The following is a 21,870-nucleotide window of genomic DNA, read 5'->3' on the forward strand; positions in this document are numbered from 1 at the left end:
CATGTTCCAGTCAACCAAGCAGAGCCGCGGCGGTACCGGGTCGATCGTGACCTGGTACCGCTCCGGCGGGCTCAGCGCCGTCCTGTTCGCCGTCCCCCTGGTGCTGACGTTCCTCTACTTCTCCTGGGGCCCGATCGTCCGCGGCCTGGTCCTCAGCTTCCAGAAGAACAACCTTGTCACCGCGCCCGAATGGGTCGGGATGGCGAACTTCAGCTACGTGCTGACCGACCCGCAGCTGCCGCAGGCCGCGCTCAACACCCTGTACTTCGCCGCCCTGGCGCTCGTCTTCGGATTCCCGGTCCCGCTGTTCCTGGCCGTGTTCGTCAGCGAGCTGCGCAGCACGGGCTGGCTCTACAACGTGCTCTCCTACCTGCCGGCCGTCGTCCCGCCGGTGGCCGCGATCCTGCTCTGGACCTTCTTCTACGACCCGAGCGAGTCCGGCGTCTTCAATGCGATCCTCGGCTGGTTCGGCATCGGGCCGTTCGCCTGGCTGAACTCGCAGAGCCTCGCGATGCCGGCGATCGTGCTCGAGGCGACCTGGGCCGGCGCGGGCGCGACGTCGATCATCTACCTGGCCGCGCTGACCGGCGTCCGCACCGATCTGTACGAGGCGGCCGAGCTGGACGGCGCCGGGATCTGGAGCCGGGTCTGGCACGTCACGCTCCCGCAGATCCGCGGAATCATCTTCATCATGATGCTGCTGCAGCTGATCGGCACGTTCCAGGTCTTCACCGAGCCGTTCCTGTTCACCGGCGGCGGCCCGAACAACGCGACCACCACGATCCTGCTGCTGATCTACCGGTACGCGTTCATCAACGGCGACTTCGGCGCCGCGACCGCGCTGAGCGTGCTGCTGGCCGGCGTCCTGTGCGTGCTGTCGGTCGTCTACCACTTCGTCACTCGCCGTTGGAGCACGACATGAGTCACGAGCGCGGCATCATCTCGATCAAGGACCGGCAGCGCACCGCCGTCCGGATCGGGCTCCCGATCATCCAGGTGCTGCTCTTCATCGGCGTCCTGGTGGCCGGCGTCGGCCCGCTGCTCTGGCTGCTCAAGTCCGGTGTGTCGACCAGCCAGGACATCCTCAGCGGCCCGATGCAGCTGTGGCCCTCCGGAATCCAGTGGCGCAACATCCCGGATGCCTGGAACCGGGTCCAGATCGGCTCCTACCTCGGCAACACCGCGATCATCGCGATCGGCTCGATGATCTCCACGCTGTTCGTCTGCACGACGGGAGCGTTCGTGCTGAGCGTCCTGCGGCCGAAGTGGGGCCCGGTCGTCACGGCGGCCGTGCTCGCGACGCTGTTCCTGCCCGGAGTCATCTCGCTCGTCCCGCTCTACATGACGATCCTGAAGATGCCCGTGCTCGGCGTCAGCCTGCAGAACACGTTCTGGGCGGTCTGGCTGCCCTCGGCGGCCGGCGCGTTCAACGTGCTGGTGATGAAGCGGTACTTCGACTCGATCCCGCGTGAGCTGATCGAGGCGGCCCGGATCGACGGCGCGAGCAACCTGCGGATGTTCACCGCGCTGATCCTGCCGCTGTCCAAGCCGATCGTCGGTGTGGTCGCGCTGCTGACCGTCATCGGCTCCTGGAAGGACTACCTCTGGCCGCTGCTCGTGCTGCCCGACCCGCGCCTGCAGCCGATCTCGGTGGCGCTGCCGCGGGTGGCCAAGACGACCGAGATCTCGCTGCAGATGAGCGCGCTGTTCCTGGCCGTGCTGATCCCCGTCGTGCTGTTCTTGGTGTTCCAGAAACAGTTCCTCAAAGGTGTCGGAATGTCGGGAGGCATCAAGGAATGACAGCTGCACTCAACGGCCGAAGAGTGCTCGTCACCGGCGCCGGCGGGCGGATCGGGCTGGTCGCCGTTCAGCGGCTGAACGAGCTCGGCGCGCTCGTCACCACGCTGTCGAACGCCGAGCATCCGGATCTGAAGGCGGATCGGGTGGTGATCGGCGACACCCGGTCCGAATCCGATGTCGCCGCGGCGCTGAGCGGTGCGGAGTACGTCGTCCACCTCGCCGCGCTCGCACACCCGTCCGCCGGGACGCCGTACGACGTCTACAGCATCAATGTCGTGTCGACGTTCAACGTGCTCGCCCAGGCCGGCGCGCTCGGGATCAAGCGGGCCGTGGTCGCGAGCAGCATCAACGCGATCGGGCTGCCGTTCAACCTGCACGACGTCCGCCCGGCGTACTACCCGTGGGACGAGCGGATGCCGGTCGACATCGCGGACGCGTACTCGCTGTCGAAGCAGAACGACGAGAACACCACACGGATGGCCTGGCGGCGCTGGGGGATCGACGTGGTTGCCCTGCGTTTCCCGCATACGAACTCGGCTGCGATCCTGCAGGCTCAGGCCGATCAGCTCCGGGAGAAGCCGGCTGCCGGGCTGCGCGAGGCCTGGAGCTATCTGGACACGCGGGACGCGGCGTCGGCGATCGAGCTCGGTCTGACCGCCGAGCTGTCCGGCGCGCACACGTTCTTCGTGGCCGCCGGTACGACCAACGCGCCGTACCGGACCGATGCGCTGCTCGATGCCTTCGCACCGGACGTGCCGCGGCTGCGCCGGTTCGTCGGCCGGGAGGTCCCGATCGACCTGACGGCCGTCCGTACCGTGCTGGGCTTCGAGGCCCGGTACGAACTCGACCTCCCTACCCTGGAGCTCTGAATGCCCTCGAACTTCGAGCAGCCCTGGCCGGTCCGCGACGACGTCCGGATCCGCGAGGTGCAGGCGATCGTCACTGCGCCGCAGGGCATCCCGCTGGTGGTGGTGAAGATCGACACCACCGAGCCGGGGCTGTACGGGCTCGGCTGCGCGACGTTCACCCAGCGCTGGAAGGCCGTGCAGACCTTCGTCGACGAGCATCTGGCCCGGCTGCTGATCGGCCGGTACCCCGGCGACATCGGCGACCTGACCCGGCTGGCCGGGTTCAGCGGCTACTGGCGCGGCGGCCCGGTCACCAACAACGCGATCTCGGGGATCGACCAGGCGCTCTGGGACATCGCGGGTAAGCGCGCCGGGATGCCGGTCTACGAGCTGCTCGGCGGCAAGGTCCGGGCCGCGGCCGACACCTACCTGCACGCCAGCGGCCGCACGATCGACGAGACCCTCGACCACGCGCAGAAGCTGGTCGCGCAGGGCTTGCGGCACATCCGGCTGCAGATGTCGACGCCGGGTGGTGGCGGGTACGGCGCTCCCCAGGTCCCCACGCTGTATCCGGATGCGCCGTACCGGAACGGCTGGTCGGCGCGGGACTACTTGCGCGCGACGCCGGAGCTGTTCGCCGAGGCTCGGCATGCGCTGCCGGCCAACACCGAACTGCTGCACGACGTGCACTCGCGGCTGACGCCGAAGGAGGCGGTGCTGCTGGCACGGTCGCTGGAGGAGTTCGGGCTGTTCTTCCTGGAGGACGTCCTGCCGCCGGAGCACTGGGACCGGCTGCCGGAGGTGCGTGCCGCCTCCCCGGTGCCGCTGGCCGTCGGCGAGCTGACGACGTCCATGACAGATGCGGTTCGGCTGGTGCGCGACGGCGGCGTGGACTTCATCCGGTCACATGTGTCGGATATCGGTGGGCTCACCCCGGCGCGGAAGCTCGCCGACCTGGCCGAGCTCTGCGGCGTCCGGACGGCGTGGCACGGGCCCGGCGACACCTCGCCGATCGGCGCCGCCGCCAATGTCGCGCTCGACGTCACATCAGTTGCCTTCGGCATCCAAGAGGGCCACCTCTACAACGACGCGACCTACGAGGTGTTCCCGGGCGCGCTGCGGATCGAGAACGGCTGGCTGACGCCGAACGACACGCCGGGCTGGGGGATCGACCTCGATCTGGCCGCGGCCGCCCGTTATCCGGCGGAGTTGTCCGGACACGATGAGTGGGCGGCCGGGGTGCGCCGCATCGACGGGGCGCTCGAAGCGCCGTGAGGACGCCGTGAGCGCAGTACGATCACGGCTGATACGACGGGGAGGTGCACGATGGTGACGGCCGACGACGGCTTCGAGGAGCCCGGACGCGCGGGGGCCAACCAGTACGACCTGGGGTCCTTCAACGAGGCCGTGATCATCGAGACGATCCGGCTGGCGGGGATCATCAGCCGCACGGAGATCTCCCGGCGAACCGGGCTGACCCAGCAGTCGGTCTCGCGCATCCTGCGGATCCTGCTGCAGCAGGGGCTGCTGGTCGAGGAGGCGCAGGAGCGCGCCGAGCGGCTCGGCAAACCGCGGACGCCGGTGCGCCTGCGGTCGAATGCCGCGCACGCGGTCGGCATCCACCTCGACCCGGAGCTGCTGACGGTCGCCGTCGTCGACCTGGACGGCACGATCGTGCGTCGCGAGACGGTCGACCTGGCCGACGACCTGCCGACCGACAAGCTGATCGACCTGACCGCTGCGACCGTCACCGCGGCACTCAGCATCAGCCAGGTGGATCTGAAGTCGATGCTCGGCGTGGGCGTCGCCGTACCGGGCCCGATCGATGCCGACGGCTCGCTGCAGGCGCTGCCGCTGCAGCCGGCCTGGCGCGGGCTCAAGATCCGTCACCTGCTGCAGGGCAAACTCAACCACCCGGTGCTCGTCGAGAAGGACGGGACGGCGGCCGCGATCGGCGAGCGCTGGATCGGCCGCTCGGCCCGGGCCCGCGACTTCGCCTACCTCTATCTGGGGACGGGCGTCGGCAGCGGCCTGATCCTGAACGGCTCGATCTACCGCGGCGGGACGGCGAACGCCGGTGAGTTCGGGCAGGTCGCGGCGCTGCGGATGGGGGAGTGGGACGCCGAAAGCGGCCCGCGGATGCTCCCCGAGTGCAACCCGACCGCCTCGCTCCCGGTGATCGCCGCGGAGTACGGGTACGTCGAGACCGACGCGACGGCGACAGATGAGGCCAAGCGCTACAAGGCGGTCTGTCGCGCGGTCGCAGCGGGTAACGAGCCCGCGCGGCAGGCGGCGACGCGGATCGCGCAGGTGATCGGGCAGGGTGCGGTCGGTCTGGTGGACCTGCTCGATATCGAGCTCGTGGTGCTCGGCGGGCCGGCGTTCGCGCCGGAGGTCTCGGACATCCTGATGACCGAGATCGGCCGCGCGGTGAATGCGCATCCGGTCGCGCGGGCGATCCGTCCGGTCGCCGTCGAGGAGTCGATGCTGCGGGCGGATGCGGCCGCGGTCGGCGCGGCGTCGACGATCTTCCACGACGCGTTCACCCCTCGGGTCAGCGGGTCGAGTCAGGCTCGTAGGCTGCCGAAGTGACGCTGCAACTCGCTCCTGATATCGAGCTTCGCCACTTCACCCCGGACGACGGCCCCGAGCTGGCCGACGCGTACCTGCGGTGTGGCCGGCACCTGGCCCGCTGGGAGCCGGATCGGCCGGCCGCTTGGCTGACCGGCGAGTACCAGCGGGACCGGATCGTCGCGATGCAGGAGCGGTACGACGAGGGCCGCGGCGGCACGTGGATGCTGGCCGACGGCCCGCGCGTCGCCGGTCTGATCGGGTTGAACGATGTGATCGGCGGCTGCCTGCGCAGTGCGGATCTCGGCTACTGGCTCTCGGTCGAGTACGTCGGTCGCGGGCTGATGACGGCCGCGGTGGAGGCGGTCGCGAAGATCGCTGAGACCGAGTTCAAGCTGCACCGGCTCGCCGCCAGCGCACAGGTCGCCAACACAGCGTCTCAGACCGTGCTTCGGCGTACCGGCTTTCAACAGATCGGAACCGCGCCCGAGTATCTGTACATCGGGGGCGGCTGGCAGGACTCGCATCTGTTCCAGCGAGTCCTGCACAACCGTCCGCTCTAACTGGGCGGGAGGCCGATCCCGCGGGAGACGTCGATGTCGTCGTACCGGCCTTCGAGGACGTCGACGAACTTGACCGGGCGCTGCAGTGTCGACGCGATGTAGACCGCGCGGACGGTGGCCAGCGCGTCGATCGCGTGGTTCACCGTGATCCCCGGCTGCTCGTTGTTGGCGATCGCGGCGAAGATGTCGTCGTACTGCGCCTTGTGACCGCCGGGCGGGCCGGCGTCGATGGACTGGTCGTCCTTCTGGCCGTCGGCGTTGAAGCGGGCGAGCAGGTCGTCCTCGACCTCGGCGCCGCCTTCGGTCCCGTGCACCGACACCCGCGTCCGGCCACCAGGAAAGGCCGCGGTGGTCGCGTGCAGGGTGGCGATCGAGCCGTTCTCGAAGGTGAGCGTCGCGACGACGGTGTCCTCGACCTGGATCGCGTGGTGTGCGGCCCGGATCGCCTGGGCGTAGATGCTGACCGGGCGGCCCATGAACCAGAGCAGCAGGTCGACGGTGTGCACGCCTTGGTTCATCAGGGCGCCGCCGCCGTCCTGCTCCCAGGTGCCGCGCCAGCCGGCCGAGGCGTAGTACTCGTCGCTGCGCCACCAGGCGACCGACGCAGTGGCGGACGTCAGTTGGCCGAAACGACCGGCATCGATGGCCTGCTTCACCTGGGCGCTGCCGGCGTCGAACCGGTGCTGGCTGATCACGCTGGAGATGACGCCGTGGTTGGCCGCCCGGGTGGCCGCCGCGCCGAGGCGGCGGGCCCGGGTCAGCTCGACGTCGAGCGGCTTCTCGATGACGACGTGCTTCTTCGCGTCCAGGGCCTGTTCGGCCAGGGCCGCGTGGGTGCCGCTCGGCGTACAGATCGCGACGAGGGACACCTGTCCGCCGCCGAGCGCGGCGGACAGGTCGTCGTACTGCGTCGGCTCCGGCTGACCCGCCTCCTTCAGGCGCGCGGCGAGCGCCTCGCGGGCCGCCGGGTCGCTGTCGACCAGCGCGGTGACGGTCGCGTCGGGCCGCTCCGCGATGGTGTCGGCGTGGGTGCGGCCGATGATGCCGCACCCGACGATCGCGACCTGCTGGGTTGTGTCAGCCATCTCGCTCCTACTGGAAGTTCGCGGTCAGGACCTGGTCCGTGGTCACCGGGAACGTGTACGACGGCTCGGTCGAGACCACGGTCCCGGCCACGGTCCAGTTATGGAAAACGCTATCCGAAGATGGCGTCGCCGTCACGGTCACCTGGGCGCCGGGTTCGTATTTCCCGGGCTCCGATGCGTTCCCGCTGATCCGGACGGTACCGTTCCCGTTCGCCTGCACGCTCACACTCCGCTGGACCATGTTGATCGCCATCACGTTGCGCAACAGCGCCGGACCGGACAGCGTCGCGCCGTTGTAGCGGGCGATGTTGGTGACCTCGACCGCGCCCTGGACGACCTTGACGGTGAAGCCGCCGTCGCCGAGGTTGTCGGTGCCCAGGTTGATCGCCTGGACCTGGCCGCTGTTCACGACCAGCCCGTCGTGGAAGCCGTAGGCGAACACGTTCAGCAGGTGGACGCCGGTGGCGCCGTCGACCGTGACGATCTTGGCGGTCTTGCGCATGTACTTGTCGATGACGAGCTCGAAGATCCTCCCCTCGTCCATCCAGTACGGCTGCTGGTAGCCGGTCCGGGTGACCGCGTTGCCGTTCGAGAGCACGCCCTCGATCCGGGCGTCCCGGCCGGCGCCGAGGCGGATGGCGTGGTCGAAGAACGCACCGGCAACCTTCCGGACGACGGTGTGGTCACCACGCAGGTCGATCCCGTTCCAGGTGTTCGGGAAGCCGGAGTTGATCACGTAGTTGCTGCCCGAGTGCCCGCGGACGGCGTACGGGTAGGGGACGACGCCGTCGGCGCTGCCCGGGTTGTTCTCCGGGTAGAAGACCCGGAGGCCGCGCAGGCCGCTGCTCTTGCCGAGGGTGATCAGCGGCGTGCCGTCAGCCTGGTTGCGGCCTTCGAAGGCGTGCAGGACGGTTCCGTAGCTGGCACCGCCTTGGTCGCGGTTCGGTACGGCGGACGCGCCGCGCAGTTCGACGTTCGCGGGGACGCGCAGGTGGGTGCTGATCCGGTACCAGCCGGCGGGCAGGTAGACGATGCCGCCGCTCTTGCCCGCCTTGTCGAGCACCTTCTGGACGGCGGCGGTCGCATCGGCGGCCGGGAGGTATCCGATCCCGTGCGGCGCGGCCGCGACGTACAGGCGCTGCGCCGGCTTGGGGAGCGCTCTCTGGGTGTAGCTCGGCGCCTTGCCGGGCATCTGGTGAATTACGCCGTCGAGACCGCCGGAGAGCGCTACCTCGGTCAGCTTCACGTAGCCCTGCGAGTTGTTGTCGATGGCCTGCTGGCTACCCTCGATCCGGCCGCCCGCGACCTGCCAGCCCCACCGGCTGTCCATCTCGTCGACCAGGACGCCGACGTCCGTCCGCCGGATGTCGAGCTGGTGGAAGCTGCCGGTGAACTGGGCCCGCTGACCGCGGACGATGTGGATACCGGTGCGGTAGTCGGAGAGCGCGATCTTGTGGAACTGGTCCCACTCGAGGTCGCCGAGCGCGAGGCCGGTGCCGTTCGCGCGCGTCCAGGTGTCGAGCGCGGCGCGGGACGGCGGCTGGAAGGCGCGCGGCGCGGCCGCCCAGTAGGCGTTGCTGAAGACCACGTTCTCCCAGGTGCCGACGTCGGCGCCGTTATAGGCGCGAGCGCCTTCGAACAGCGCGGTGCCGCGGATGTTCCGGATCGTCGTGGACTCGTGCACCTGACCGGAGCTGGGCGCGTTCCCGCGGTCGTTGGGCAGCGTGCTGATACCGATGCCGCGGTAGGAGTTCAGCATGGTGATGTCGGCGACCGTCGCCATCATGTAGTTCTCGTTGCCGATCCAGGCGCCGCCGGGGACCTCGAAGGTGTAGCCGTACGGCACCGGGTTGGTCGCGTTCTGGTTCGGGTAGTAGGTGGTGACGCCGAGGACGCCGGCGCTGCCGCCGATCCGGAACAGGCTCGGGCCGTCGTTGCCAGGCTTGAGGTCGGCGATCACGGTGGTGCCGTAGTCGGCCTGTCCGCGCCGGTCGTGCGAGCGCTGGTCAGGGTCGCGGCGGTCGCCGCGCAGGGTGCAGAAGGCGTGCACCTCGATGGTGTCGGTGACCTTGTACTTGCCGGCCGGCAGCCAGATGGTGCCGCCGCCGGCGTCCTGGCAGGCGTAGATCGCTTGCTGGATGGCTTTGGTTGAGTCCTTGCGGCCGGTGCGATCGGCGCCGTACGCCGTTGCGTCGAAGTCGGCGATGACGCCGTCCTCGGTCGGGTGTTCGGTGTCGATCAGGCGCGGTTTCGGCGTCACGACGGGCGTGAGCCGCAGCTGCAGTTCGCGGACGATGAAGGAGTCGGCGCCGGTCATCGTGACCCGGAGGTAGCGAGCGGTCGTGGTCGCGAAGCGCGTGCGGCTGAACTGGTTGCCACCGGGCGAGCCGGTGCGGCCGACGGTGGTGAACTGCCGGCCGTCGTTCGAGACCTGGACGCGGTAGTCGGGGGAGAAGGCCTGAGCCCATTCGACGCGGACGTCGTTGATCGGGCGGGCCTTGCCGAGGTCGAGCTGGATCCAGGAGTCGCCGGGGCCGCTGGTCCAGGCGGATTGGTGGTTGTTGTCGTTGAGGTTCGCGACGCCGGTGCCGCCGCTCGCGGACGGCGTACCGGTGCCGGCGAAGTTGGTGTCGACGATCGAGCCGGTGAAGGCGTCGAGTTTCGACTGCAGGGTCTGCAGGGCCGCCTTGACCTGGACGTCGGTCGCGCCCGGGGTGCCGGCCACGGCGCGGGCGTCGTCGATGGCTTGGCGGAGAGTTGCGCGGCTGCCGGCCGGGTACTGCCCGTCGCGGGTGCCTTCGCGGGCGGATTTCTCGGTGCGCGCCGCGGTGTCGATCAGGTCGAGCAGGCCTTCGGTGACGTCGAGCGTGGTCGCGACCTTGGCGACCCGGACGGCGGCGACCTTGAGGTCGACCGCGCCGTCGCCGTTGTGGATGCGGAAGTCGCCGCCGTTCGAGCGGTTCGTCATCACGGCGTCCGGGAGCGCGAAGGTGTGTGTCTTCCAGGTCTTGGTGTCGCCGTAGGTGATGACCTCGGAGTTCTTGAACATCTCCGGGATCGTCGTGCCGGGGGAGTCGTAGTGCAGGCCGAACTGCCCGTTGCCGGCGTCGAAGTAGTCGATGCTGACCAGGACCAGGCCGGTGTTGTTGTACAGGTAGGTGTCGGCGATGTTCATGTAGAAGAACGACATGCCGGGCGCCGGGGCGGTGCGGTCGGTCTGCCAGTACGTGCGGCCGTCCTGGACGCCGGTCACCAGGCTCTCACCGCGGTCACCAGGCCGCGGGCTGATCCCGGACTGCGCCGGCGACGCCCCGAGCTCGACCGACGCCCTCGCCGTACTGATGCGGAGCCCGCCGATCGTCACGTCACCACTGCCGAACACGCGAATGTCGGCGTCCCCGAGCCGGTTCGTGAAGCCGATGTCGCCGAGCGCGAAGATCCCGGTCTTCCACTGCCCGCTGCCGGTCAGCTGGACGTCGGTCGCATCCGCCTGCGGGTTGTCCGCGGCGTCGTACTGGAGCTCCAGCGTCCCGGCGCCGGTGTCGAGATAGGTGACCGTCACCAGGACGTCGTCGGTCCCGATCTCCTCCACGTAATCCCGGTCGACGTCGAACTCCAGGTACGCCGTCCCAGCAGCCCGATCGGTCTGCCAGAACCCACGCCCCTGCTCGGTCCCCGCCCGCAACCCCGCCGGATCATCCCCAGCCCCGGGCTTCACCCCCAGCGTCGTAGGCGCCGGCCCCAGATCAGCCCCCACCCCACTCGGATACATAGTCGCCGCCTGCGCCTGCGGCACCCCAACCGCGCCGGCAAGCAACAAAGCAGGCAAGAACCGGGCAAGCAGACGTCTGGTCATACAGGTCTCCAGGTGGCGGTCCGGAAGCACAGTGTCCAAGCGCCGATAAGTTAAACCAAGCGTGTTACTAATTCAAGACCCCAGCAACCACCCACCCCAGCCACCCCCACCCGCCTCCCTCAAACCCAACCCGAAGGAACCCAACCCCGAACGAACCCAACCACCACCCGGAGTCCCTCGGATGCCCTCCGTCTTTTATCCGGCGCCGACCAACCCGCGCCCGGCCGATGAGTCCGCCGGACGTGACCACCCGACCACCAACTGCTTGTTGGGAGAGTCAGGCGACGCCGACGAGTTCTCGGGTGGGGGTGGTGAGTTCGGCGAGGAGGGTGAAGAGGTGGGGGGCGGCGTCGGGGAGGCGGAGGAGGCCGGCTTCGTGGTGGCGCCAGCCGAAGAGGAGTTCGCCGTCGAGGGTGTGGTGCGAGAGGGGGTGGGCGTGGCGGCTGAGGGTGATGCGGTCGGGGCCCGTTTGGGGGTGGTGGTCGCCGCAGCCGCATTCGGCGGCGATGGTGATGGCGGTGAGGGCGCCGGGGGCGTAGCGGGTGAGGCGGAGGGTGGTGCCGCGGGCGGTGAAGTGGCCGATGGTGGCGTCGGGGAGCTCGACGAGGAGCTCGACCGGGACGGCGTGCGAGCCGGGCAGCAGGCGGAGGCCGTGGGACGCGAGAAGATCGGCAAAGGCCGGAAGATTCATCAGAGCTGATTCCTGTGTGTGCTGGTGTCGGCGGGCGGGCCAAGTGGACAGGGCCTCGTGCGCCTCAGACGGCGCGCGTCAGCGACAACAGCAACAACACAGCAGCTTCTGCATGCCGAAGATCATGGCAGAGCTCGCGGCACACCACAAACACTGTCCGCCATCCGGGACGACTGTCCGTCACGTGGTTGCGGGGTCAGAAAGCGCGAAGCCCGCACCGGGTGTGGTGCGGGCTTCGGGAGCGCTGGTCAGTCGGCTTTCTTGCCGAACATGATCTCGTCCCAGCTGGGGACGCTCGCGCGTTTGGAGTTCCGGCGCGCGGGCTTCTTCTTCGGCTCTTCCGCGGCCGGTTCTTCCGCAGCCTCAGCGGCCGGCTGCTCGACCGGCGCGGACTGCGGCTCCGGGTGCGGCGGCTCAGCGGGCAACTCCGGCTGGGCCGGTGGCTCCGGCTCTCGCTCCGGGGCGCGGTCGACAGCCGGCGGTGCCTCGGGAGCAGGGAACGGCGTCGGCGGGACGGCGGCGCGCTCCTCCGGCGGTGCGAAGGCGGCCGACTCGGCCGGGGGCTGCGCGGGCCGCTCGACGGCGCGCACGGTCGGGTGCAGCGCCGGCGGCTGCTCGATCGGTACGTCGATCAGCGTCGGCTCGTCGTCCGGGTTCGGGACGGCGTGCACCCGGCGCGGGCCACGGTCGTCCCGGGAGACCTCCCGCGCGGTTTCCCGCGGGGCGCCGTACGGGACGTCGGCGGCCGGCTCGCGTCCCGGCGTCTCGCGCGCCGGCGGGTGATTGCGGCGCGGCAGGCTGATGGTGTCCTCGAAGCCGGCCTCGTACGAATCCGACCCGTGGTCAGGCGCAACGGAAAGATCGATATCGGCGACCGCGGTCAGCCGGCGCTCACCCGGCTGCGGCATCGGCTGCAGCGGCGGGGCGACGACCTGGGCCTGCTCGCCGACCAGCCAGCGCGCCTCGTCGTCGTCCGGGACGGCGTACCGCCCGGGGGCGTCGTAGGCGAACATGGCGATCTTCTCGTCCTTCTCCTCCGCGACGTCATCGGATTCTACGAAGTACGAGACGCGGACGGCCCAGCGGCCGTCGTCGCGGCGCCAGGCGTCCCAATCGGCGGAGGCGGGGTCGACGTGGCGGATGCGGAGCCGCTCGGTGACCCAGGCGCCGAGGTTGCGGGTCGGGGCGTCGGCGCCGCCCTTGCGGCGGACCGAGGCGCGCTGGGCGAGGTTCGCGATGTGGTCGCGCTCGGCCAGCACCGGCCCGGCGAACGCCATCACGCGCTCCATCGGCATCTGGGCGACCGCGGCCACCGCTTCGGGGCTCTCGCCGGCGCGGATACGAGCCTGGATGTCTCGTGGCCGCAGCGCGCTCTCCATTTGAATCTCCAGCTGGCCGAGTCGGGCACGGTCGCCGCGCAGGGCCGCACGCAACCGGTCGTCGACCGGGACGGCGAACTCCTCACCCGTCTCGGACATCGCCAGGATGAGCTGCTTGCCATCCTGGCTCAGACCGACGAGCCTCGCCTCGCGCATTGCCTTTGTTCTCCTGTGCGGTTCTCGACAGTCTCTCCCGGGACGGGGGGCCTGACCAAGACCGGCGCGCCGTACCGGCCGGTCATTGTGGAGGTTACGTCACGAAATCACAATTTCGCTGCTCACCAGGGCCCTGCAAGTCACATCAGTCACAGTAGTCACAACCCGCCGTGACCGCGACCGCAGGACCCGGGTGAGTCGCGCCGATCAGCCCTGGTACGCGGCCCGGACGGCGACCGCGCGGCCGATGTCGTCGGCCCGATCGCCGACCGACCGCCGGATCCCGGAGGCGACGCCCTCGTCGGCGGCGATGTCGCGACCGCGCGCGACCACCTGCTCGTCGATCGAGTACCGCGGGAACGCGAGCAGCGCCGTGGTCGCCACGATCCAGCCCTCCCGCAGCTTCGCGACCCCGGCCACCTCGGCGAAGTACCGGTCGACGTACGGCGCGGTCAGCTCGAGCTGCGCCGGGTGCCAGAACCCGTCGCACGCGGCCTCCAGGTCGTAGTTCGCGACCTCCGGATCGGCCATGATCGTCGCCCACGCGGCCTCTTTCGCGGCGGCGTCGGGCAGCGCCGCGCGGCAGCGGGTCGCGTGCACCTGACCGGCCGACGAAGAGTCGCGCTCGTACTCGGCGGCGATCTCCGCCTCGCCGATCGCGCCGATCCGGGCCAGCTGCAGCACGACCTTCCAGCGCAGCTCGTCGTCCATCGTGACGCCGGCGGGGACGTCGCTCCCGGCGAGCCACCCGCGCAGGACGCCGGCGTCCGCGCTGAACCGCGCGTAGGCGCGGACGACGGCCAGCTGCAGGCTCGTCCCGGCCGCCACGGTCGACAGCCGGTCGCCGAGCACCTGCTCGATCCGCGCCCGGTTCTCCTCGTACGGCAGGTAACCGCCGAGCACGTGCGTCTCGGCCCACTGCGCCATCGTGGTGACGCCGATGTCGGTGCTCTCGACGGCGAGCATCGCGAGCAGGATGTCGAACCCGAGCCGCGGGTCGAGCTCGGCGTCGGCGACGGCGTCGCGGACGCTGTTCAGGATGACCGCGCGGGTCACGCTGGTGTCGATCTTCGGCAGCACCGCGGTCAGGTTGGCCAGGCTGTCCGCGTCGAGGCGGACCTTGGCCCAGGTGTCGTCACCGGCGTCCGGGATGACGACCGCGACCGACGGGTCCAGCGGGACGTCGACCTCGTCCGCGTCGAGCCGGACGTCGACGATCGTGGCCCGGCCGTCGGCGTCGTACCCGCCGACGCTCAGCTGGTGCGGCCGGGCGGCGGGGTAGGCCGCGGGCGCGACGCGGCGCAGCTTGATGCCGTCGGCCGTCCGGACGGCGCTGATCGTGTCCACGCCCGGCGTCCGCAGCCAGGCCTGCGCCCAGGCGTCGATGTCGACCGCGCCGGCTTCGGTCCACTTGGCGAGCAGATCGCCGAAGGTCGCGTTACCGAACTCGTTGGCCCGGATGTGCGCGTTCACTCCGGCCAGGAAGACGTCGTCGCCGAGGTAGGCGGCCAGCTGCTTGAGCGCCGCCGCGCCCTTGGCGTACGAGATGCCGTCGAAGTCGTTGAGCGAGTCGAGCGCGTCCTTGACCGGATCGGCCGCGACCGGGTGCGTCGACGAGCGCTGGTCGGCCTGCAAACCCCACCACTTGCGGATGAAGCCGAAGTCCGTCCAGTTGTTCTGGTACTCCGTGACGGCCATCGAGACCCGGTGCGCCATGTACTCGGCGAACGACTCGTTCAGCCAGAGGTCGTTCCACCACTTCATCGTGACGGTGTCGCCGAACCACTGGTGCGCCATCTCGTGCACGACGGTGTTGGCCCGGACGCCGCGCTCGCCCTCGGTCGCGGCCGAGCGGAAGATCATCGGGTCGCGGAACGTCACGCAGCCCGGGTTCTCCATCGCGCCGGCGTTGAACTCCGGGACGAAGGCCTGGTGGTACTCGCCGAACGGGTACCGGTAGCCGAACAGCCGGTGGTACTCGTCGAAGGACTGCTTGGTGACGCGGAAGATGTCCTCGGCCTCGCGGTCCAGCTCGGCCTTCAGCGACTGTTTCGCGACCAGGCTGAGCGGGATGCCGTCGTGCTCGTCGGTGACCTGGTGGTAGGGCCCGGCGACGATCGTGACGAAGTACGTCGACAGCGGCTTGGTCTCGGCCAGCTCCCAGCGCCCGGGGGAGACCTGCGTCGCGGCGCCGTTGCCCAGCACCAGCCACTCGGTCGGCGCGGTCACCTTGACCCGGTACGGCGCCTTCAGGTCGGGCTGGTCGAAACAGGCGAAGATCCGGGGCGCGGCGTCCAGGAAAGACATGGCGTAGGTGTAGGCGAGCCCGTCGGCGGCGTCGACCGCCCGGTGGATGCCCTCGCCGTCGTGGGTGTAGAGCATGGTCGCGACCACGACCAGCTCGTTCTCGGCCTGCAGGCCGGTCAGCTCCAGCCGGCCGTCGGTCAGCCCGGCCACGTCGACCGGCGCGCCGTTCAGCGTGACCGAGAGCAGTTCGTCGGGTTTCACGTCCACCCAGCTGGCCGGCGCGGACGCCGTGAAGCGGATCGTGCTGGTCGACGCGAAGGTCCGATCGCCTTGGGTGAGATCGAGATCGACGTCGTACGACTGGACGGAGAGCGCGGCGGCCCGGGTGCGGGCGCCGTCGACGGAGAGGCTCGGCATGTCAGCCACTCTATGCAATGACTAGGCTCTCCCCATGAGCACTATGGAGTACCGGCAGCTGGGCGACTCCGGCCTCACCGTCAGTGTGGTCGGCCTGGGCTGCAACAACTTCGGGCGCCGGCTCGACGCAACTGCCACCGACGCGGTCGTCAACGCGGCCGTCGACGCCGGAATCACGCTGTTCGACACTGCCGACATCTACCGCGGCGAGCACGGCGCCAGCGAGGAGCTGCTCGGCAAGGCGCTCGGCGCGCGCCGTGACCAGGTCGTCGTCGCGACCAAGTTCGGCGGCGACATGCAGGGCGACAACGGGCCGGACTGGGGTGTCCGCGGCTCCCGCCGGTACATCCGCCGCGCGGTCGAGGCCAGCCTGCGCCGCCTCGGCACCGACTGGATCGACCTCTACCAGCTGCACTTCCCCGACCCGGTGACCCCGATCGAGGAGACCCTCGCCGCGCTCACCGAGCTCGTTGCCGAGGGCAAGGTCCGCTACCTCGGCAGCTCGCAGTTCGCGGGCTGGCAGGTGGTCGACGCCGACTGGGCCGCCCGGACCAGCGGCGCCGCGCATTTCATCAGCGCGCAGAACCAGTACTCGCTGCTCGAGCGCGACGTCGAGGACGAGCTCGTCCCGGCCTGCGAGCACCTCGGGATCGGCATCCTGCCGTTCTTCCCACTCGCCTCCGGTCTGCTCACCGGGAAGTACAAGCGCGGGCAGGGCGCCCCGGAGGGCACCCGGCTGGTGAATCAGCCGCAGCGGCTCGAACAGGCCGACTTCGACAAGATCGAGGCGCTGGAGACGTTCGCGGCCGAGCGGGAGCTGTCGATGATCGACGTTGCGATCGGCGGCCTCGCCGCGCAGCCGGCCGTCTCGTCGGTGATCGCGGGCGCTTCGACGCCGGAGCAGATCCGGCAGAACGTCGCGGCCGGTCAGTGGGAGCCCACTGCCGCCGACCTGGCCGTGCTGGACGAGCTGACGTGACGCTGATCCTGCTGCCCCCGTCCGAGGGCAAGACCGGCCGTACCCGCGGCCGCGCGGTCGACTTCGCGGCGCTGTCGTTTCCCGAGCTGAACCCGGTCCGCGAGCAGGTCCTCGAAACGCTCGCCAAGGTGTCGGCGTCGGAGGATGCGTACGGCGTCCTGGGCGTCGGCGCTTCGCTGCAACCGGAGGTCGAGCGCAACACCCGCTGGCGCACCGAGCCCGCCGTACCGGTGTCGGAGCTGTACTCCGGTGTCCTGTACGACGCGCTGGGCTACGCAACGCTGTCTGCGGGGTCGAAGCGTCGCGCTGCGAACCGGCTGCTGGTTGTGTCGGCCGCCTGGGGTGCGCTGCGCCCGGCCGACCGCGTCCCGCCGTACCGGCTCTCGATGGGGACGACGCTGCCCGGCCACGGCCCGCTGGCCGGTGTCTGGCGCGAGCCGCTGGCCGCCGCACTGACCACGGCCGACGGTGTGATCGTGGACTGTCGTTCCTCGACGTACATCGCCGCCTGGCGGCCCAGCGGCGATCAGGCAGCCAAGTGGGTGTCGGTCAACGTGGTGCGCGAACGCAACGGCGTCCGGACGGTTGTCTCGCATATGGCCAAGCACACCCGCGGTCTGGTCGCCCGGCACCTGCTGGAGGCCGGAAAGGACCCGGGGACGCCGAAGGCGCTGCACAAGCTGGTCAGCGAGCGGTGGAACGCGGAGCTCATGCCGGCCGCGGCAGGCTGGACGCTCACGGTCGTCGAGCACGACTGACCGTTCACACGGCTTTCACCGGCGGGTGGTTTCCCGCCGGACCAGCCCGGGGAAGGCTGAAGTCAGCAACGTCAGGGGGGATCCGCCCTACCCTCGGAGGCCTGACCGATGCGACGCTTCACCGCACTACTTGTGACCGGCACCGCCGTCTGGGCGCTGTCAGCGAGCCCAGCACTCGCCTATCCGCCGACACCGCCATCCGCGAGCACCGCGGCGACGCAGCTGGCCGGGCTGACCGTGAAAGCCGAAGGCTCCAGCAGCGGCTACTCGCGGGACAAGTTCCCGCACTGGCACACCGTGACCGGTACCTGCGACACCCGCGACCAGGTGCTCAAGCGGGACGGCTCCGGCGTCACCGTCGACGCCAACTGCGAGCCGACCGCCGGCCGCTGGTACAGCGTGTACGACGCGGTCTGGGTCGAGGACGACTCCTCGATCGACATCGACCACATCGTGCCGCTGTCGGAGGCATGGAAGTCCGGTGCGAGCGGCTGGACGACCGCGAAACGCGAGCAGTTCGCGAACGACCTGAGTATTGCCCAGCTGATCGCGGTGTCGGCGTCCAGCAACCGCTCCAAAGGCGACTCCGACCCGGCGGTCTGGAAGCCGACCAACACCTCGGTGCACTGCGTCTACGCGCGCGAGTGGATCTGGGTGAAGCACACCTATGCGCTGTCGCTGCAGTCCGCGGAGAAGACCGCACTGCAGCAGATGCTGGCCAGCTGCTGACTATTCGCCGAGCAGGCGGCGACGCTGGGCGTGCACTCCGGCTTGGAAGCGGGTGCGCGCGCCCAGTGTGTCCATCAGCTCGGCGACTCGGCGCCCGACCGTCCGGCTGCTCAGATTGAGCTGCCGGGCGATGGCGTCGTCCTTCAGCCCGGCTGACAGCAGCGTCAGCAGTCGCGAGTCGAGCGGCTCGGGGGCCTCGGCCGGCACCACAGGCACGGCCTGCTCCCACAGGAGGGTGAACATCTCCACCAACGCGTTCAGCAGCGAGCAGGGATGTACGACGAGCGCGCTGTCGACCAGTGCGTCCACGGACAGCGGTAGCAGCGCAGCCTGCCGGTCGAACACCGCCAGCTTCATCGGCACCGTCGGATGCGTCCGCGAGGTCTCACCGGCGTCCGCTGCGCTGTAGGCCTCGTCGAGGCCGCCGGGTCGTTCGAAGGAGTCGGGGGAGTAGATGCCGCGTACGGTCACGCCTTCGCGGAGCAGCCCGCGGACGCGAGTGTCGGAGTCCTCTGTGACCGCGGCGTACGGCGGACGGTCCAGAACGAGCAGCTCCTTGTGGGTGCCGTTCAGCAACTGTGCGAAGCGGGCGGCGATCGACTCCTGCCCGACGACCACCTCGACCAAGTTCTCCGGCTGGTGGAGCTCCTGCTCGCGCAGCGCGGACATCATCTCCCGGGCCTCGGCGCGGACCCGGTCGTGCTCGGCTCGGCGTACGGCGACCAGCGTGTCGACGGCGACATCCGGACGGGTCGGCAGCAGCCGCTCGGCGGCCCGGGTGAGCAGGCCAAGCGTTTCGAGCCGGCCGACCGTCTCGGCGACGTCCGCCTCGGTGCGGTTCAGGAGGACGGCGAGCTCCGGCACCCCGGATCCGGGCGCGGTCAGCAGCACGCGGTAGGCGTGCTCGTCGGGTGTCGTGACCCCGAGCGGCTCCAGCATCCGCTCAAGCTATCGTCTCACCCGGTCACTGGCCGGTTCCTGTCATGTCCGACCCAGGCCAAGGCGGATTTGGCGCGCGCCCGGCGTTACCTCGGGCCTATCTGGTGGCAGCATGTCCCTACGCTCCGATCGCAGGGAGGCACCATGAGTGAGCGCAGCGAACTCCAAAAGCACAGCGTGCGTCAGTCATTCACACCGCAGCGAAGCGAGGATGGGAATGAGTGAGACCACTGCGCCAACACAAGCTGGCGATCGTCCAGAACTGAAACGGGTGATGGGCCCCGGCCTGTTGCTGCTGTTCGTTGTTGGGGACATCCTCGGCACCGGTGTGTACGCGCTCACCGGCAAGGTCGCGGGCGAGGTGGGCGGTGCGGTCTGGCTGCCGTTCTTGTGCGCGTTCATCGTCGCGCTGCTGACCGCCACCAGTTACCTCGAGCTGGTCACGAAGTACCCGCGGGCCGGCGGCGCCGCCGTCTACACGCACAAGGCGTTCGGGATCCACTTCCTGACCTTCCTGCTCACGTTCGCGGTGATGTGCTCCGGCCTCACCTCGGCGTCCAGCGCGTCGAAGGCGTTCTCGACGAACTTCGCCGCCGCGGTCGGGATCGACAAGGACCGCGGCTCGGTGCTGATGATCGTCGCGCTCGCGTTCATGGCGCTGATCGCGCTGGTGAACCTGCGCGGCGTCGGCGAGAGCGTGAAGGCGAACGTCGTCCTGACGCTGATCGAGCTGACCGGTCTGCTGATCGTGATCGCGATCGGCGTCTGGGCGATCGCCGGCGGCGACGGCGACACCTCGCGGCTGACCGAGTTCAAGACCCCGAACGGGGACTCGCCGTTCGGGGCGGTCACGGCCGCGACCGCGCTGGCGTTCTTCGCGATGGTCGGCTTCGAGGACTCGGTGAACATGGCCGAGGAGACCAAGGACCCGGTCCGGATCTTCCCGAAGATCATGCTGATCGGCCTCAGCATCACCGGTGTCATCTATGTGCTGGTCGCGATCTCGGCGATCACGCTGGTCTCACCGGAGGAGCTGAACGAGGGCAACGCGCCGCTGCTGAAGGTGATCTCGGCCGGCGCCCCGGGCTTCCCGCTCGAGCTCTTCGCCTGGATCACGATGTTCGCGGTCGCGAACTCGGCGCTGATCAACATGCTGATGGCGAGCCGGCTGCTCTACGGCATGTCCCACGAGAAAGTGCTCCCGGGCCCGCTCGGCCGGGTGCTGCGCAAGCGGCGGACGCCGTGGGTCGCGATCCTGTTCACCACGCTGCTCGCGTTCTTCCTGATCGGGTACGCCGACCTGACCGCCCTGGGCGGGACGACGGCGTTCCTGCTGCTGTGCGTGTTCGCGATCGTGAACGTCGCCGTCCTGGTGCTGCGCCGGGACAAGGTCGAGCACAAGCACTTCCACGCGCCGACGCTGCTCCCGGTGCTCGGCGTCGTGCTGTGCGTCTACCTGGCCAGCCCGCTGTCGGGCCGCGCGACTCAGGACTACAAGATCGCCGGCTGGCTGATGCTGGTCGGCATCGGGCTCTGGGCGCTCACCTGGCTGCTGAACAAGTACGTGTTCAAGCGGCACGCGGACTTCGATCCGTCGCACCTCGACCCGAGTGGTCCGGTGAACTGACCGGCAGGTAGGCGGCCACGACGACCGTCGCGAGGGCCGCGAGCCCGGTGCCGACCGCGATCCAGCCGAGGGCGGGGTAACCCGCCCCGGCTCCGATCGCGAGCCCGCCGAGCCACGGCCCGAGCGTGATCCCGATGTTGAACGAGGAGAAGTTCGTCGCGGTCGCCATCGTCGGCGCGTTACCGGCCAGGCTGAAGACCCGGGCGTTCAGCGCCGGGTTGACCGCGAAGCCGAAGCCGCCGAGCAGGAAGATCGTCGCGATCGCGACCACCGGGCTGCCGGCGGTCAGCGCGAGCAGGGCCGAGAGCACGATCAGGCCGCTGATCCCGACGAACAGGGTGTGGAAGGGGAGCGCGTCGGCCGTCCGCCCGCCGAGCGTGATCCCGATGAACGAGCCGAGGCCGTACAGCGCGAGGACGCCGGGGACGGCGCCGGCCGGCAGCCCGGTCTCGCGGATCAGCAGCGGCGCGAGGTAGCTGAACACGACCAGGATCGACGACGTGATCAGCGCGGTGGTCGCGAACGCGAGCCAGAGCCGCGGGTTGATCAGGGCGCGCAATTCGGCGCCGAGGTCGGGCGCGGTGGCCGGATCGGGCCGGCCACCCGGGATCGTCCGCAGGACGCCGATCAGCGCGCAGACGCACAGGGCGGCGACCGTCCAGAACGCGGCCCGCCAGCCGAGGTGCTGCCCGAGCACGGTGCCGATCGGGAGGCCGACGATGGTCGCGATCGTCAGGCCGCCGGTGACGATACTCATCGCGCGGGCGCGACGGTCGGCCGGGACGAGCGCCATGACGGTGACCGCGGCGACCGACCAAAACCCGGCGTACACGAAGGCGCCGACGATTCGGGTTGCGAGCAGGACGGCGTAGTTCGGCGTGAGGGCCGCGACGACGTGGGTCAGCGCGAAGACGGCGAGGAACAGGACGAGCGCCGTCCGCCGGGACCATTTCAGCGTGATGACCGCGAGGATCGGAGCGCCGAGCAGCATGCCGAGCGCGAACGCCGAGATCAGCAGACCCGCGGCCGGGATCGACACGCCGAGGTCATGGGACAGTTCGGGGAGCAGCCCGGCCAGCATCAGCTCGGACGTCCCCTGCGCGAAAATGCTCAACCCGAGCACGTAGACGGCGACTGGCATGTGTTTCCCCCAAGCCCCACTGGACAGCCACCTTGAGTATCTCAGAGATCACTCTGCGCTGTCGCCGCGCCTGTCGCGGACTGA

At 69.8% G+C, this 21,870-nt stretch carries 17 protein-coding genes; 10 read left to right on the top strand and 7 right to left on the bottom strand.

The window, feature by feature from the left end; genetic code table 11:
* Window position 1 precedes the first annotated feature (1 nt).
* Genes HPO96_RS11295 through HPO96_RS11320 form a run of 6 tightly spaced genes read left to right on the top strand, consistent with a single transcriptional unit; the run spans window position 2 to window position 5,782 of the window.
* Window positions 2-922, top strand: coding sequence for a carbohydrate ABC transporter permease (locus HPO96_RS11295; RefSeq protein ID WP_171673307.1), 921 nt, complete (start codon window positions 2-4; stop codon window positions 920-922).
* Complete coding sequence (locus HPO96_RS11300; RefSeq protein ID WP_171673308.1) at window positions 919-1,800, top strand: carbohydrate ABC transporter permease; 882 nt, start codon at window positions 919-921, stop codon at window positions 1,798-1,800. The genes HPO96_RS11295 and HPO96_RS11300 overlap by 4 nt, the downstream gene beginning before the upstream one ends.
* Window positions 1,797-2,669 (top strand): NAD-dependent epimerase/dehydratase family protein, encoded by an 873-nt coding sequence (locus HPO96_RS11305; protein ID WP_171673309.1) that lies wholly within the window; start codon window positions 1,797-1,799, stop codon window positions 2,667-2,669. Before HPO96_RS11300 ends, HPO96_RS11305 begins: the two co-directional genes overlap by 4 nt.
* Window positions 2,670-3,923, top strand: coding sequence for an enolase C-terminal domain-like protein (locus HPO96_RS11310; RefSeq protein ID WP_171673310.1), 1,254 nt, complete (start codon window positions 2,670-2,672; stop codon window positions 3,921-3,923).
* A 51-nt stretch (window positions 3,924-3,974) separates the two neighbouring features.
* Entirely contained in the window at window positions 3,975-5,240 is a 1,266-nt protein-coding gene (locus tag HPO96_RS11315; protein WP_171673311.1) for an ROK family transcriptional regulator, read from the top strand.
* Window positions 5,237-5,782 carry a GNAT family N-acetyltransferase gene (locus tag HPO96_RS11320; RefSeq protein WP_171673312.1) on the top strand — a complete coding sequence of 182 codons (546 nt, stop codon included), beginning with the start codon at window positions 5,237-5,239 and terminating at the stop codon, window positions 5,780-5,782. The genes HPO96_RS11315 and HPO96_RS11320 overlap by 4 nt, the downstream gene beginning before the upstream one ends.
* Here HPO96_RS11320 and HPO96_RS11325 read toward each other — a convergent pair.
* From HPO96_RS11325 to pepN, 5 genes are all read right to left on the bottom strand, one after another.
* On the bottom strand, window positions 5,779-6,867 hold the full coding sequence (locus HPO96_RS11325) for a Gfo/Idh/MocA family protein (protein WP_171673313.1): 1,089 nt from the start codon (window positions 6,865-6,867) through the stop codon (window positions 5,779-5,781). The genes HPO96_RS11320 and HPO96_RS11325 overlap by 4 nt on opposite strands.
* A gap of 7 nt (window positions 6,868-6,874) precedes the next feature.
* Window positions 6,875-10,723, bottom strand: coding sequence for a glycosyl hydrolase family 28-related protein (locus HPO96_RS11330; protein ID WP_171673314.1), 3,849 nt, complete (start codon window positions 10,721-10,723; stop codon window positions 6,875-6,877).
* A gap of 277 nt (window positions 10,724-11,000) precedes the next feature.
* Complete coding sequence (locus tag HPO96_RS11335) at window positions 11,001-11,414, bottom strand: hypothetical protein (protein ID WP_171673315.1); 414 nt, start codon at window positions 11,412-11,414, stop codon at window positions 11,001-11,003.
* Between the two features lie 248 nt (window positions 11,415-11,662).
* A complete protein-coding gene (sepH, locus tag HPO96_RS11340) occupies window positions 11,663-12,949 on the bottom strand; it encodes a septation protein SepH (RefSeq protein WP_171673316.1) in 1,287 nt (428 codons plus the stop codon).
* 207 nt (window positions 12,950-13,156) lie between these two features.
* A complete protein-coding gene (gene pepN / locus HPO96_RS11345; protein WP_171673317.1) occupies window positions 13,157-15,613 on the bottom strand; it encodes an aminopeptidase N in 2,457 nt (818 codons plus the stop codon).
* 34 nt (window positions 15,614-15,647) lie between these two features.
* On the opposite strand from pepN, the gene HPO96_RS11350 reads away from it, so the two are divergent.
* From HPO96_RS11350 to HPO96_RS11360, 3 genes are all read left to right on the top strand, one after another.
* The gene (locus HPO96_RS11350; protein ID WP_202885794.1) at window positions 15,648-16,592 is read left to right on the top strand and encodes an aldo/keto reductase; all 945 of its coding nucleotides are present in this window, start codon (window positions 15,648-15,650) and stop codon (window positions 16,590-16,592) included.
* Window positions 16,589-17,350, top strand: a complete 762-nt coding sequence (locus HPO96_RS11355; RefSeq protein WP_171673318.1) for a peroxide stress protein YaaA — start codon at window positions 16,589-16,591, stop codon at window positions 17,348-17,350. Before HPO96_RS11350 ends, HPO96_RS11355 begins: the two co-directional genes overlap by 4 nt.
* A 108-nt stretch (window positions 17,351-17,458) precedes the next feature.
* Entirely contained in the window at window positions 17,459-18,079 is a 621-nt protein-coding gene (locus HPO96_RS11360; RefSeq protein ID WP_171673319.1) for an HNH endonuclease family protein, read from the top strand.
* On the opposite strand, the gene HPO96_RS11365 is transcribed toward HPO96_RS11360, so the two are convergent.
* Window positions 18,080-19,018 carry a helix-turn-helix domain-containing protein gene (locus tag HPO96_RS11365; protein ID WP_171673320.1) on the bottom strand — a complete coding sequence of 313 codons (939 nt, stop codon included), beginning with the start codon at window positions 19,016-19,018 and terminating at the stop codon, window positions 18,080-18,082.
* 217 nt (window positions 19,019-19,235) lie between these two features.
* Between HPO96_RS11365 and HPO96_RS11370 the strand changes: the two genes are divergently transcribed.
* Window positions 19,236-20,645: an APC family permease gene (locus tag HPO96_RS11370; RefSeq protein WP_238354959.1), complete on the top strand. Its 1,410-nt coding sequence runs from the start codon at window positions 19,236-19,238 to the stop codon at window positions 20,643-20,645.
* Here HPO96_RS11370 and HPO96_RS11375 read toward each other — a convergent pair.
* Window positions 20,587-21,786 (bottom strand): Cmx/CmrA family chloramphenicol efflux MFS transporter, encoded by a 1,200-nt coding sequence (locus HPO96_RS11375; RefSeq protein ID WP_171673322.1) that lies wholly within the window; start codon window positions 21,784-21,786, stop codon window positions 20,587-20,589. The two genes, HPO96_RS11370 and HPO96_RS11375, sit on opposite strands and share 59 nt — an antisense overlap.
* Window positions 21,787-21,870 lie beyond the last annotated feature (84 nt).

The sequence above is a fragment of the Kribbella sandramycini genome, assembly GCF_013131805.1.
In the GTDB taxonomy this organism is placed as follows: domain Bacteria; phylum Actinomycetota; class Actinomycetes; order Propionibacteriales; family Kribbellaceae; genus Kribbella; species Kribbella sandramycini.